Raw genomic sequence first — 13,894 nt, forward strand, 5'->3', positions numbered from 1 at the left:
CAGCGCGCGCAGCGTCACGTGCCAAGCTCGATCACAACGCTGCGCCTGCTGCTGAGCGTCGCACTCGCAAGCGCCCTGGGTCATTGCCCGCATTGCCATTGGATAAGTCCGAGACTAAACTTATGACACAGTAAGATTAGCATGCTACCAATCTGCATTCGACACAGCAGCCGCGCTGTGTTTCACGCAAAATCGGCCCCATGGTCAGACCCTCCCAACTTCTTTATCCGCAGCGCGAACCCGCGCCCACCCGCCCCGCCGCCACCGTGCTTTTGCTGCGTGACAGCCCCGGCGGTATTGAAATCCTGATGACACGGCGCTCCACGACCGCCAGTTTTGCGCCGGGTGCCTATGTTTTTCCCGGCGGCGGCATTGATGCCGCCGATGCAGCCGCCCATGCACAGTCCACCCGCCGGCCCACACAAAGCGATTTGCACCTGACCCAGGCAATTGCCGCCATCCGCGAAAGTTTTGAAGAGCTGGGTGTGTTGCTGGCCCGCCATGCCGACGGCAGCCATGCCACCACCGCAGACATCGCTGCGCTTGATCGCAAGGCGCCGTTTGCCGCGCAATGCCGCGACAAAGGCCTGGTGCTGGTCGGCGACCAGGTGTTTGTGCTGGCGCACTGGGTCACCGACCGCGACTTGCCGCGCCGCTTTGATGTGCCTTTTCTGGTGGCGCGCATGCCCGAGGGCCAGGAGCCGGTGGCCGACGAAGCCGAGCAGTTTGAACCCTGCTGGGTGCGGCCGGCCGATGCGCTGGCGCGCCATGAGGCCGGCGGCTTTTTCATCATCTTCCCGACCATACGCACACTGCAGCGTTTGCAGCATTTCAAAACCGTGGATGCCGTGCTGCAAGCCTGCGCCGAGTCAGAACAGCCACTGTGGACATCGTGCCCGCGTGCCGGCTTTCTTGAAGGCGCCGAGGCGCGCTACATGGAGCACGAAGCGCCTTATGGCGAACTCGCGCTGACCAGCCCCGACGGCCAGATGGTGCATGCGCTGGACTGGCAGACGGCGCAGCCCGTGGCCCTGCTGAAAAACGTCATGCGCCTGACCGCGCCGAATCCCGGCGTAATGACCGGCCCCGGCACCAACAGCTACCTGGTCGGCGACCCGCACACCGGCTACATCGCCATCGATCCCGGCCCGGCGGACACGGACCACCTGCGGCGGCTGTGGCGCGCGGCGGGTGGCAACATCCGCATGATTGTGTGCACCCACTCACACCCCGACCACTCGCCCGGCGCCAAACCGCTACAGGCGATGTGCAAGCTGCCACCGCCCATCCTGGGCCTGCCGTCGGCACCCACCGCACGCGCCGCCAGCCAGTTCATCCCGGACCGGTCGCTATCAAATCAGGAGCTGCTTACGCTTGTGGGACAAGGGCCAGAGGCCGAAATGATCCATACCTTGAAGGTGATTCACACCCCCGGCCACGCCGCCAACCACCTGTGCCTGGTGCTGGTGGAAGACGGCATTCTGTTCAGCGGCGACCACATCCTCAACGGCAGCACCACGGTGGTGGACCCGCCCGACGGCAACATGAACGCCTACCTGGAGTCGCTGGACAGCCTGAGCGCCGCGTGTGATGAACACGGCATAACCTTCATCGCGCCGGCCCACGGCTACGTGATCGGCGAAGCGAAAACCGCGATTGCCCAGCTCAAGGCGCACCGCCTCAAGCGCGAGGCCAAAATCATCGGCGTGATGCAGGCGCAGCCTGAAGGAAGCATGGACGACTGGGTCAAACTTGCCTACGACGATGTGGACCCGCGCATCTGGCCGGTGGCCAAACGTTCGCTGCTGGCGCATGTGGAGAGAATCCAGACGTTTGACCCGACCAGTTATTGAGCGTTTCAAAACCCATGGCAATCGGAACGCTCAATCCCTCACCCCAGCCCTCTCCCAAAGGGCGAGGGTGAGAGCAGTCCAATTCACTGTCGTGTAACTGGAAAAGATCAAATACCCGCTGAATCCACCCAGTTTTCAACCAGCAAGCCTGGGTAGCCTTTGAAGTCTTTTTCGTTGTTGGTCACCAAAGTTGCGCGCTGACTGATGGCGTGCGCCGCAATCAGGTTGTCAATGGCTTTGCCGCGTTTTAGCGTGAAGCTTGAGCCCAGTACACCGAACGCATGGGCCGCACTTGCATCAAAGTCGAGCGCCATGACGTCTCGAAGCAAAAGCTGCAATGCGGCTTCGTCTGCCTTTTGCGTATCTCCCGATTGCCGCCCAATACCGCGCCGCAGTTCCGCCAGCGACAAACAAGACATGACCACATCGCCAAAATCCTGCTGCGCCAGGCGCTTGAGCACACTTTGCGGCTGCCCTTTGAGCAAGTAGATGCAGATATTGGTGTCCAGCATGTAGCGCACAGCAACTAGACCTTATGCACTGGTTTGTCTTGCTTGGGCAACCCAGCCAGATCCCAGTCATAGTCGTCTTGGTCTTGCGGCTCACGCCCATGACTCATCAACCCAGGCGAGAACGCGCCAAACTTCTCCGCCAACCCGGTCAACTTGCGCTTATAGATAGGCCTGATCGTCCAAACGCCGCCGCTGTATTTGATTTCAGCATCTTCAGGCACTTCAGCTGGCACCATCTCCTTTGGGATGCGCACAGACAGCGAGTTGCCGCTCTTGAAAATGCGGGTGGGCAAGACGGTGGATTTGAGGGCTGTGCGCATGTGTATCTCCGATGTAAGTACAGTATATACATACCAGCAAAAAAGTGTGAAGCCCGCCGATAGGCCGGATTTTGTGCGGGGCGGTTTCCTTGCGGTTGCCGCCCCGTGACTGCCATTAATCTGGGCCGTTTGTCGCCAAACGGCTCGGTGCTACCTACCCGCACACTCCGGGGGCCCCGTCAACGTGTGCCTACTTGGTATTGCTGCGCGTAGAGATTGCTCGTTTCACCCGGACTTAACCGGCTCGTCTCTGTAGCTCTGATCCTCACCTCACGGTGGACAGCTGTTAGCTGCTACGCCGCCCTTTGCAGTCCGGACCTTCCTCCAGTGCGGTGTTTCCACCCTTGCACCAGCGGCAGTCTGGCGTGCTTCACACCTGCATTATCCCGGCAATTCGGTCGCTATTGATTTGATAGCTGCTTGTGCACACCCGGTATGGGTCAGGGGCTTAAAATACTCACAGATCCGAAAAACAGATCCAGAGAGCCCCATGATCCGCCTGACCGAACTCAAGCTCCCGCTTGACCACCCTGAAGACGCCCTGCCCGCGCTGATTGCCAAAACGCTTGGCATCGCGCCCACGGAGCTGTTGCAGCACAGCATCTACAAACGCAGCTACGACGCACGCAAGCAAAAATTGCTGCTCGTCTACATCGCAGATGTCGAATTCGCCAGCGCCGAACTGGAGGCGAAACTCCTCAAGCAGTTTGAAGGGCAGCCTCACATCCGCCCGGCACCCGATCAAAGCTACCACCTGGTCGCCCACGCCAGCCAGGCGCCGGCGCTGCGCCCGGTGGTGGTCGGCTTCGGCCCCTGCGGTATTTTTGCAGCGCTGCTGCTGGCGCAAATGGGTTTGAACCCCATCGTGCTGGAGCGCGGCAAGCCGGTGCGTGAGCGCACCAAAGACACCTGGGGCCTGTGGCGCAAGGGTGTGCTGAACCCCGAGTCGAATGTGCAGTTTGGCGAAGGCGGTGCCGGCACTTTTTCGGACGGCAAGCTCTGGAGCCAGATCAAGGACCCACGCTTTCTGGGCCGCAAGGTGATGACGGAGTTTGTCAAGGCCGGCGCGCCTGACGAAATTCTGCTGGTCAGCAAACCACACATTGGCACCTTCAAGCTGGTCAAGGTGGTGGAGAACATGCGCGAGCAGATCATCGCCATGGGCGGCGAGATACGTTTTGAGCAGCGCCTGAGCGACGTGCTGATAGAGAACGGCCAGCTCAGGGGCCTCACCGTGCAGAACCTGCTAGATGACAGCAGTTACGAGTTGCGCGCCGACCATGTGGTGCTGGCGCCCGGCCACAGCGCACGCGACACCTTTGCCATGCTGCACGAGCGTGGCGTGTTCATGGAGGCCAAACCTTTTTCGGTCGGCTTTCGCATCGAGCACCCGCAGGGCCTCATAGACCGCGCGCGGCTGGGGCAACACGCCGGCCACCCGCTGCTGGGGGCTGCCGACTACAAGCTGGTGCACCATGCGGCCAATGGGCGCTCGGTGTACAGCTTCTGCATGTGCCCGGGCGGCGCCGTGGTTGCTGCCACTTCTGAAGAAGGCCGGGTCGTGACCAACGGCATGAGCCAGTACTCGCGCAACGAGCGCAATGCCAACGCCGGCATCGTGGTGGGCATCACACCCGCCGACTACCCGGGCGGGCCGCTGGCCGGCATCGCCTTCCAGCGCACGCTGGAGTCCCATGCCTTCACGCTGGGCGGCAGCAACTACCACGCGCCTGGCCAGCTGGTCGGTGATTTTGTGGCTGGCCGGCCTTCCACACAGCTCGGCAGTGTGGAACCGTCGTACAAACCTGGCGTGTTGATGACGGATCTGGCCAGCGCCCTGCCAGCCTATGCGATCACTGCCATGCGTGAAGCGCTGCCGGTGTTCGGCAAGAAGATCAAAGGGTTTGATATGGCCGACGCCGTGCTGACCGGTGTCGAGACCCGCACCTCCTCGCCGCTGCGCATCACGCGCGGCGACGATTTTCAAAGTGTCAATGTCAAGGGCCTTTACCCGGCCGGCGAAGGCGCGAGTTACGCCGGCGGCATCCTGTCGGCCGGCGTGGACGGCATCGAGGTTGCCGAGGCGGTGGCGCTCAGCATGACAGGCAAAAAAGGCAGCGCATGAACGAGGACATCCACTATTACGAGCCGGCCAGTGGCCATGGCCTGCCGCACGACCCTTTCAACGCCATCGTCGGTCCGCGGCCCATCGGCTGGATCTCGTCGCAGGATGCGCAAGGCCGGCTGAACCTCGCGCCCTACAGCTTTTTCAACGCCTTCAACTACACGCCGCCCATCATCGGATTCGCCAGCATAGGCGCCAAGGACAGCCTGCACAACATTGAGCAGACGCGCGAGTTCGGCTGGAACCTGGCAACACGCCCGCTTGCCGAGCAGATGAACCTGTCGTGCGCTGCGGTGCCGCCCGAGGTCAACGAGTTTGAACTGACCGGCCTGACACCGGTGGCCTCGCGCCGCATCGCTGTTCCGCGTGTGGCCGAAAGCCCGGTGTCGTTCGAGTGCCGCCTGACCCAGGTGCTGCAGTTGCAGGGTGTGGACGGCGTGCCGGTGCCGACCTGGCTGGTGCTCGGCGAGGTGGTGGGCGTTCACATCGCGCGGCATCTGCTCAAAAACGGCATTTACGACACCGCTGCGGCCCAGCCCATCCTGCGCGGTGGCGGCCCGGCCGACTACTTCTCCGTTACCCCCGACAATCTGTTCAAGATGTTCAGGCCGCGCTGAACCCAACCTCCTTTCCCCTGAACTGAAGCCCATGACCGACACCTCTCCCGCCACGACCGATCAGCCAGCACGCAGCGGCAAACCCCCGCTGGCACGCGCGCCACGCCAGCGCCAGGCCAGCCCGGTGCTTGAGCGCCTGTTTGAGCTTTACCCCAAGCTGTTCGGCGCGAAGTTCCTGCCGCTCAAGCTGGGCGTGTTCCAGGAATTGCTGGCGCGCCATCCCGAGGACTTCAAAAAAGACGAACTCAAAATCGCCATGGGCCAACATGCGCGCTCCACGCCTTACCTCGAAAGCGTGGCCGCCGGCCTGGCGCGCCACGACCTTGAGGGCAAGCCGGTCGAGCCGGTTGCGCCCGAACATGTGCACCACGCCATCCTGGAAATTTTTCGCCGGCGCCAGTCGCGCTCGCGCGAGGATCTGCGACCGCACCTGCAGTTTCGGCTGATCCAGGCCATCGAGGCCTCAAGTCTGAGCCGCGAAGACTATGCCGCACTGGTGCGCGTACAGGACGAAGCGACAAACGCGCTGGTCGATGACGCGCTGGCCGAGCTTGCCGTGCGGGCCGCCAAACGCGAGGCCCTGTTGCGCGCCTTCGAGGCCAGCGGTCGCACCGAAGCCGAGTTTGCCGACATGTACGGCATGAACCCGGCCGAGGTGACAGCAACGCTGGCGCGCGTGCGCGCCGCACAGGCCGCCAAAGCTGGCGTCACGCCATAAAAAAGCCGCTGCGGCTGCAGCGGCTTTTTATCGGTGACCCGGCTGGGTCAGACCTGGCCGGGCTGGGCGTTCTGCAGGGCGGCAATACGCTCTTCAATCGGCGGATGCGTCGCAAACAGCTTGCCCATGCTGCCGGTGATGCCCATGGCTTCGACGGCCTTGGGCAACTGGCCGGGCACCATGCCGCCCAGGCGGGCCAGCGCATTGATCATCGGCTGCTTGCGGCCCATCAGCTGGGCAGCGCCGGCGTCGGCACGGAACTCGCGGTGGCGCGAGAACCAGGCCACCACGATGGCCGCTGCAAAACCGAGCACGATGTCCAGCACGATAGTGGTCACCCAATACCCGATGCCGGGGCCGGAGTTGCTGCCACTGCCACGGCGCAAGAAGCTGTCCACTGCATAACCAATGACGCGGCTGAGAAACACCACAAAAGTGTTCATCACGCCCTGGATCAGCGTCATGGTGACCATGTCGCCATTGGCAACGTGGGCAATTTCGTGGCCCAGCACGGCCTCGATCTCTTCGCGTGTCATGCCTTGCAGCAGGCCGGTAGAGACCGCGACCAGCGCCGAGTTTTTGAAAGCGCCGGTGGCAAAGGCATTGGGCGCGCCCTCGAAAATGCCGACTTCAGGCATGCCGATGCCGGCGGTGGTCGCCAGCTTGCGCACGGTTTCCACAATCCAGGCCTCGTCGGCATTTTGCGGCTCGTTGATGATGCGCACACCCGAGCTCCACTTGGCGACGGGCTTGCTGATCAGCAGCGAGATGATGGCGCCGCCGAAACCGATGACAGCGGCAAAACCGAGCAGCATGCCCAGGTTCAGGCCTTGCGGCGTCAGGTAGCGGTTGACGCCCAGCAGGCTGGCGACGATGCCCAGCACCACCACAACGGCAAGGTTGGTCATTACAAACAGCAAAATACGTTTCATGGGTTCTCCGTGGGGTCGGTAAAAAAATCCGCCTTGCGTCGGATATGAGGTCTTGCCGACCCATATCAAGTTGCGCCGGCAGCTCAGCCGCTGTTTTCTGTTGTTCTGAATTCTTGCAGCGGCAGGCGAGGCCTGAATACAAGGGAGTCATCATAAAAGGAAAAGTTCTCGTTTTCCGGCCACCAGCCCGGCACGCCCAGCACCGGCAGCGGCGCAAAAGGTTTGCCGGCCAATTTCTCTGCGTTCAGATCCTGCGCTACCCAGGCGTCTAACTCTGCTATTGAATTCATAGCTGGTTGCGCCCGGTACACATGGGCTGTGATCACTTTTCGTGGGTCAACCAGCTTTTCAAGCAGCGCGTGGCCAAACAACACCAGCTGCGCCTGCTGCCACAGCGGACGCAGGTCGACGAACAGCCTGCGCCAGTCCCTGGCCAGCAGCGCATCCCACAGCGGCTCGGGCGCCGAAAGCAAGGCCGCGTTTTCGTCAAACACCGTCAGCGCATCGCGCACCGGCCCGCGCAAGGGTGCCACGCCGGATGCAGCGATCTCCGCAGCTTGCAGCTCGTTGAGTTTTGCCTTGGTTGCAGGGAAGCGCAGCCAGCACAGGCCATTAAAAAAGTCGTGCAGGTTGTCGCGCGTGGGAACGGTTCCTGTTTCAAAAATGAACTGCTCGTAGGCCGTGCCAGGTGGCAAGGCGGAGTGCGGGACAAAACGCGCCGGGCCCGTCAGCGCCTGGTTCAGCGCCTCATGCATCCGTGCCCCGTCCGAGATGGTTTGCGCGACGCGCTGCCCGCTCTCGCGCCAGGGCTCAAACCACTGCTGCAGCCAGTCAGGCTGGGCCATTATTTGAGACAGCGACCTCTTTGCCAGAACTTGCGCTTTTCAATGGCTTGTTCAAACGCTTGTCGCGAACAGAAACGTTGTTGGATCCTTCGTTCTGCAACTCGAACAGATCAATGACCTTGAACAGTTTTGTCCAGCTGGAATAGCCGTAGTTGCGGAAATGATCGGACGACTGATTCCGAATTTGGTGTCCAACCTCGCTGACACGGGCCCAGCCATCCTCGCCCGCATCGGCCTTGATGGCATTGCGCAGCAGCAAGATGAGGGCCGTATTTTGTTTCAGCTCGGCGGCAGAAGCGCGTAAATGACTCACGGGCTTTGAACCTGTATCAGACTCGGTTTCTGCATCCTCCCCAAGTTTTTCAACATAAAGAAAAAGTGAACATGCGTTTGAAAATGGCTTCGGAGTGTTTTGATTACCAAAACCAAACACCTCGGCGCCTTTGGAGCGCAGATGCATCACCAGTGGTGTGAAATCGCAATCTGAAGAGACCAGCGCAAACGCATCAGGTTTATCGATGTACAGCAACTCCAAGGCATCCACGGTCATGGCAATATCTGTCGCATTCTTTCCCTTGATCAAGTCGAACTGTTGGATGGGTCTTATTGCGTGTTCATGCAATTTATTCTCCCAGCCTTTAAGCCCGTCCTTCGTCCAGTTGCCATAAGCGCGCCGCACATGGGTCATCCCGATGGTGGAAAGCTCGCTCAAAATCGCTTCAATTTTGGTCGCCGGCGCATTGTCGGCGTCGATAAGCAGCGCGATTTTGTACCCATCCTGTCTTGTTATCGTCATATCAATCTCCAAGGCAGTGTTTCGCCCGACCGCAGGGGCTTCAATTCAGCCTCGCCAAAGGTAAAACTTTCGGGCGGCATCCAGCTTTCTTTCTTCAGGGTAATGGTTCCGGTGTTGCGCGGCAGGCCGTAAAAGTCGGCGCCGTTGAAGCTGGCAAAGGCTTCCAATGTATCGAGCGCGCCGGCGGTATCAAAGGCTTCGGCGTACAGCTCCATCGCCGCATGCGCGGTATAACAGCCAGCGCAGCCAGAAGCGTGTTCTTTCAGATGCGCCGGATGTGGCGCACTGTCGGTGCCGAGAAAAAACTGCGGATTCCCGCCGGTGGCCGCTTCAACCAGCGCCAGCCGGTGTGTCTCGCGCTTGAGCACCGGCAGGCAGTAGTAATGCGGACGGATACCGCCCGTGAAAATTGCGTTGCGGTTGTACAGCAGATGATGCGCGGTGACAGTAGCGCCGGTGAAACGGTCGGCGTCGCGCACATAATGCGCGGCCTCCTTCGTCGTGATGTGCTCGAACACAATTTTCAATTCCGGGAAGTCGCGGCGCAGCGGAATCAGTTGCGTGTCGATGAACACCGCCTCGCGATCAAACAGGTCGATGTCGGGTGAGGTGACCTCGCCATGCACCAGCAGCAGCAGCCCTTCGCGCTGCATCGCTTCCAGGGTTTTATAGGTCTTGCGCAGGTCGGTCACACCGGCGTCACTGTTGGTGGTGGCGCCTGCCGGGTAAAGCTTGAGCGCGACCACGCCGGCATTTTTTGCGCGTTTAATTTCGTCGGGCGGCAGGTTATCCGTCAGGTACAGCGTCATCAGCGGCTCGAAAGCCATACCCGCCGGCACGGCAGCCTGGATACGTTCGCGGTAGGCAACCGCCTGCGCGGCAGTCGTCACCGGTGGCCGCAGGTTGGGCATGATGATGGCGCGGCCAAACTGCGCTGCCGTGTGCGGCACCACGGTGTGCAGGGCGTCACCGTCGCGCACATGCAGGTGCCAGTCGTCGGGGCGGGTGATCGTTATATGGGTCATGGCGCCATTGTCCCAAATCTCGGTTGCCTCGTCCCTGAACCGGCATCTCCAGCGCGTAGCGAGCGGGATGCAATGCGAGGCGCGGGCGCCCGAGGGAAACCGGAGCGACCTAGACGGTCGTGAGGATTTTCCTTGGGCTGCAACGACGCAGTGCGCCCGCGCAGTAGCGCCAGCTCAGTGCGCCAGGATCTTGTTGAGGAAATCCTTGGTCCTTGCCTGCCGGTTCTCCGGGTGCAGAAAGAACTCGTCCTTGGAGCAGTCCTCCAGGATTTTGCCGCCCACGTCCATGAAGATGACCCGGCTGCCGACTTTTTTGGCAAACCCCATCTCGTGCGTGACCACCATCATGGTCATGCCATCGTTGGCCAGACCCATCATGCAGTCCAGCACCTCGCCCACCATCTCCGGATCCAGCGCAGAAGTCGGTTCGTCGAACAGCATGGCAATCGGGTCCATGCTGAGCGCCCTGGCAATTGCCACCCGCTGCTGCTGACCCCCCGACAACTGGCCGGGAAACTTGTCCTTGTGCAGCATCAGGCCCACGCGGTCGAGGTATTTGAGGCCATGCGTTTTGGCCTCGTCCTGGCTGCGGCCCAGCACCTTGACCTGCGCCAGCGTCAGGTTTTCAGTGACGCTCAAGTGCGGGAACAGCTCGAAGTTCTGGAACACCATACCAACGCGCGAGCGCAGCTTGGGCAGATCGGTTTTGGGGTCGTGCACGGCTTGGCCGTCAACAAAAATCTCGCCTTTCTGGAAGGGCTCCAGCGCATTGATGACCTTGATCAGTGTTGATTTGCCCGAGCCGGACGGCCCGCAGACCACCACCACTTCGCCCCTGTTAATGCTGGTGGTGCAGTTGTTCAATACCTGCACGGTGCCGTACCACTTCGACACTTCCTTCAATTCAATCATTGGCATTTTTTTTCCAAAATTTTTTGTTACATCTTGACTGTTTGGCTCACACGCTTATCGAATGATTGCAATCCTGGTTTGCAAACGCTTGACCAGGTAAGACAAGCCAAAGCACATCACAAAATACACCACGGCCGCCAGCAAATAGGCTTCTTCGGTACGTCCGTAAATTTTGCCCGCCGTGGTAAACCCCTTGAGCAAGTCGTACGCACCAATCGCATAAACCAGCGAGGTGTCTTGAAACAAAATGATGGTTTGCGTGAGCAAGATCGGCACCATGTTGCGAAACGCCTGCGGTAGCACAATCAGCTTCATATTCTGCGAATAAGTCATGCCCAGTGCCCGCCCGGCATTGACTTGTCCGCGCGAGATGGACTGAATACCCGCCCGCATGATTTCACTGAAATACGCAGCTTCAAACGCCACAAAAGTGATGATGGCTGAAATTTCAGCCCGGTTGTTTGCACCACCGGGTATCAGCGCGTAAAAGGCCGCCGGTACCAGCAGGAAAAACCACAAAATCACCATCACCAGCGGTACCGAACGCATGCCGTTGACATAAATGGTGGCAGGCGTTGCCAGCCATTTTTTACCTGACAAACGCATCAGCGCCAGGACAGTACCCAAAATAATGCCGCCAATGGTGGCAATGATGGTGAGCTGGATGCTGAACCAGAAACCCTTGATCACGAACTTGGAGATGATCTCCCAGTTCAAAAAACTCATGTCCAAGCCCAACATATCAATGCCCCCCGCCTGGCGCACCGGCCATGGTGTAGCCCGGTATCTGGACTTTCTTTTCAATGAAAGCGAACACCCGGTTCACAGCAAACGCTGACACCGCGTAGGCCGCTGTGACAGCCAGATAAATCTCGATGCCGCGTGAGGTTTCTTCCTGGGCCTGCATGGCAAACATGGTCAGCTCGGCAATTGACACGGCAAAAGCGACGGATGAATTTTTAAGCAGATTCATGGATTCGCTGGTCAGCGGCGGAACAATGATCCGGAAAGCCATGGGCAGGATCACGTAGCGGTAGGTCTGCGCGGTGGTAAAGCCCATGGCCATGCCGGCATAACGCTGGCCCCGGGGCAGCGCCTGCACGCCGGCCCTGACCTGCTCGGCAATACGCGCCGAGGTGAAAAACCCGAGTGCAAACACCACCAGCACAAAACTTGGCAACTCTTTCAGGGCCGGAAATATCTTGGGCACCACAAAGTACCAGATGAAAATTTGCACCAGCAAGGGGATGTTGCGGAACAGCTCTACCCAGGCGTTGGCCAGGCGTACCAACCACGGGCTGTTGGGCAGCGTGCGCAGCGTACCGAACAACACTCCCACCACCATCGCCACCACCCACGACGCCCCCGCGACGGCCAGGGTCCAGCCCCAGGCGTCAAACATCCACTCCAGATAAGTGCGCCCACTGCCGTCGTCGTTAAGAAAAACCCGCCAATCCCAATTCATGTTGACTCCCGCCATGAGATTTTTTAATCCTGTCGCCTGCCCCTCAATCCCAGGCCGCTAACAACAACAAACCCCGTCAGAGCTGTACCGACGGGGTTTGTTTTTTAGGGAAGCGCTGAACAAGTCCCCTGCGGCGCTTCCTTGGCTCGCTCCGGACTTACTTCTTGGCGTAGTCTTCCATGGGTTTGTCATTCGGGGTGGCCCAGGCGGCTTTGGTGCTCTCGCTGACGGCCAGCCCAACGCGGGTGTTCTTTGGAGGAATCGGCTGCATGAACCACTTGTCCCACAATTTGGCCATGTCGCCCGACTTGATCATGTCAGCCACTGTGTCAGCGCCCAATTTTTTGAAGGCCGGGTCATCCTTGCGGATCATGATCGCAATCGGCTCCACGCTCAGGACTTCGCCGACGATTTTGAAATCCGCAGGGTTTTTGGCAGTGGCGATGTTGCCGGCGAGAATCGAGCCGTCCATCACAAAGGCATCCGCCCGGCCGGACTCCAGCAGCAAAAAGCTGTCAGAGTGGTCCTTGCCAAACACTTCCTTGAAGTCAACGCCGGTGGCGCGCTCGTTTTTACGCAGGGTCTGCACCGAGGTGGTACCGGTGGTGGTTGCCACGTTTTTGCCGTTGAGCTGGGCAATGCCGGTGATGCCGGAGTTGGCCTTCACCGCGATGCGCACTTCTTCAACGAAGGTAGTCGGCAGGAAAGCCACGTCTTTCTGACGGGTGGCGTTGTTGGTGGTGGAGCCGCACTCGATGTCCACCGTGCCGTTCTGCACCAGGGGGATGCGGTTTTGTGAGGTCACCGACTGGTATTTGACTTCCACCTTGCGACCAACGGCTTTTTCAACGTTGGCGATGATGCGGTTGCAGACTTCGACGTGGTAGCCGGTGTACTTGCCGTCACCCAGGGTGTAAGACAGCGCGCCCGACGAGTCGCGAACACCCATGGTGATCACGCCGGAAGCCTTGACTTTGGCCAGGGTGTCGGTGGCCTGGGCAAAAACGCCGGAGGTGGTCAGAACGGCAATTGCCAATGCGGCGAGTTTGAGTTTCATGAAATTTCCTTCAGTTGATGAAATTGTTGATGACGCCATTCTAAGGAGCCGGTCATGGGCCAATGCCCAAGGTTTACCCCAGCCCTCAACGCGCCAGCCGATGGACGGGTATGTCCAAGAACGCGCTGGATGAACCCATCGCCGACAGCATGCGGGTAAAGCCGCAACGCATGAAGGCAAAAAGCAGATCCAGCAAAAAGCAATCCAAAAGTTAGTGCCAGCGTTCAAATCGGCAAAACAGTGTTGTCAAGCTAAGCAGGCTTTGTGCCAACCCTTCAGAAGCCTTTGGCAGGCCTCGTCAGAAAGTCACCCTCTCTGCATCGCAGAACGTCCCGGACTGTAAATTTGCGGCCGCCGAAAAGCCAATGCTGATAAGACGCAGCTTCATGCGTTTAATTTATAACCACTAAGGGTTGCCACCTAGGAGTCTGGGCGGCAGAAGGCGTCGAGAGCGAAAATCGGCCCCAGCGAGGACAGTTTTTGCCGGATTTGCAGGCCCATAGCCCAGCTATGGGACAAAAAGACGGTGAAAAATGGACCGCTGCGGTCGATTTGCAGCCGACGATTCCCAAGTCCGACAGGCTCCTAGTCTTACTGTGTCATAAAATATGCTATTATTTCAATAGCATCAATTCTGACCGGAGGCTTTATGGACGCAGCCAAGGAGTTCAATCGTTACATCTCTCATTTGTCCGAGGGACTCGGGCATGCTGACCG

At 59.7% G+C, this 13,894-nt stretch carries 14 protein-coding genes and 1 other RNA gene; 4 read left to right on the plus strand and 11 right to left on the minus strand.

The annotated features are described in order from the left end of the window. Positions 1-200: 200 nt before the first annotated feature. Positions 201-1,853: an MBL fold metallo-hydrolase gene (locus Q8O29_RS19645; RefSeq protein ID WP_305565891.1), complete on the plus strand. Its 1,653-nt coding sequence runs from the start codon at positions 201-203 to the stop codon at positions 1,851-1,853. A 107-nt stretch (positions 1,854-1,960) separates the two neighbouring features. Here the strand turns inward: Q8O29_RS19645 and Q8O29_RS19650 are convergent, their stop codons facing one another. The 3 genes from Q8O29_RS19650 to rnpB all read right to left on the minus strand — a co-directional run bounded on the left by Q8O29_RS19650 (position 1,961) and on the right by rnpB (position 3,057). Continuing rightward, entirely contained in the window at positions 1,961-2,365 is a 405-nt protein-coding gene (locus Q8O29_RS19650) for a type II toxin-antitoxin system VapC family toxin (protein WP_305565892.1), read from the minus strand. 14 nt (positions 2,366-2,379) lie between these two features. Then, positions 2,380-2,685: an antitoxin gene (locus tag Q8O29_RS19655; RefSeq protein ID WP_305565893.1), complete on the minus strand. Its 306-nt coding sequence runs from the start codon at positions 2,683-2,685 to the stop codon at positions 2,380-2,382. Positions 2,686-2,729: 44 nt separating this feature from the next. Further along, positions 2,730-3,057, minus strand: an RNA gene (gene rnpB / locus Q8O29_RS19660) — RNase P RNA component class A. Between the two features lie 118 nt (positions 3,058-3,175). Between rnpB and Q8O29_RS19665 the strand changes: the two genes are divergently transcribed. The 3 genes from Q8O29_RS19665 to Q8O29_RS19675 are packed head-to-tail and all read left to right on the plus strand — an operon-like array spanning position 3,176 to position 6,145. Further along, positions 3,176-4,810 carry an NAD(P)/FAD-dependent oxidoreductase gene (locus Q8O29_RS19665; RefSeq protein ID WP_305565894.1) on the plus strand — a complete coding sequence of 545 codons (1,635 nt, stop codon included), beginning with the start codon at positions 3,176-3,178 and terminating at the stop codon, positions 4,808-4,810. Next, complete coding sequence (locus Q8O29_RS19670) at positions 4,807-5,427, plus strand: flavin reductase family protein (protein ID WP_305565895.1); 621 nt, start codon at positions 4,807-4,809, stop codon at positions 5,425-5,427. The genes Q8O29_RS19665 and Q8O29_RS19670 overlap by 4 nt, the downstream gene beginning before the upstream one ends. A 31-nt stretch (positions 5,428-5,458) precedes the next feature. Beyond that, positions 5,459-6,145 carry a ProQ/FINO family protein gene (locus tag Q8O29_RS19675; RefSeq protein WP_305565897.1) on the plus strand — a complete coding sequence of 229 codons (687 nt, stop codon included), beginning with the start codon at positions 5,459-5,461 and terminating at the stop codon, positions 6,143-6,145. A gap of 47 nt (positions 6,146-6,192) precedes the next feature. On the opposite strand, the gene htpX is transcribed toward Q8O29_RS19675, so the two are convergent. From htpX to Q8O29_RS19715, 8 genes are all read right to left on the minus strand, one after another. Continuing rightward, positions 6,193-7,077, minus strand: a complete 885-nt coding sequence (gene htpX / locus Q8O29_RS19680) for a protease HtpX (protein ID WP_305565899.1) — start codon at positions 7,075-7,077, stop codon at positions 6,193-6,195. An 83-nt stretch (positions 7,078-7,160) separates the two neighbouring features. Then, complete coding sequence (locus Q8O29_RS19685) at positions 7,161-7,922, minus strand: DUF3025 domain-containing protein (RefSeq protein WP_305565900.1); 762 nt, start codon at positions 7,920-7,922, stop codon at positions 7,161-7,163. Continuing rightward, on the minus strand, positions 7,909-8,718 hold the full coding sequence (locus tag Q8O29_RS19690; RefSeq protein WP_305565906.1) for an NYN domain-containing protein: 810 nt from the start codon (positions 8,716-8,718) through the stop codon (positions 7,909-7,911). The genes Q8O29_RS19685 and Q8O29_RS19690 overlap by 14 nt, the downstream gene beginning before the upstream one ends. Further along, positions 8,715-9,743 carry a dihydroorotase gene (gene pyrC, locus Q8O29_RS19695; RefSeq protein WP_305565901.1) on the minus strand — a complete coding sequence of 343 codons (1,029 nt, stop codon included), beginning with the start codon at positions 9,741-9,743 and terminating at the stop codon, positions 8,715-8,717. The genes Q8O29_RS19690 and pyrC overlap by 4 nt, the downstream gene beginning before the upstream one ends. Positions 9,744-9,917: 174 nt before the next feature. Beyond that, the gene (locus tag Q8O29_RS19700; protein WP_305565907.1) at positions 9,918-10,655 is read right to left on the minus strand and encodes an amino acid ABC transporter ATP-binding protein; all 738 of its coding nucleotides are present in this window, start codon (positions 10,653-10,655) and stop codon (positions 9,918-9,920) included. A 54-nt stretch (positions 10,656-10,709) separates the two neighbouring features. Then, positions 10,710-11,396, minus strand: a complete 687-nt coding sequence (locus tag Q8O29_RS19705; protein ID WP_305565902.1) for an amino acid ABC transporter permease — start codon at positions 11,394-11,396, stop codon at positions 10,710-10,712. Between the two features lies 1 nt (position 11,397). Beyond that, positions 11,398-12,120, minus strand: a complete 723-nt coding sequence (locus tag Q8O29_RS19710; RefSeq protein WP_305565903.1) for an amino acid ABC transporter permease — start codon at positions 12,118-12,120, stop codon at positions 11,398-11,400. Between the two features lie 157 nt (positions 12,121-12,277). Next, positions 12,278-13,177, minus strand: a complete 900-nt coding sequence (locus tag Q8O29_RS19715; protein WP_305565904.1) for a transporter substrate-binding domain-containing protein — start codon at positions 13,175-13,177, stop codon at positions 12,278-12,280. Positions 13,178-13,894 lie beyond the last annotated feature (717 nt).

Source organism: Polaromonas sp. (assembly GCF_030689685.1).
Taxonomy (GTDB): Bacteria; Pseudomonadota; Gammaproteobacteria; order Burkholderiales; family Burkholderiaceae_C; genus Polaromonas.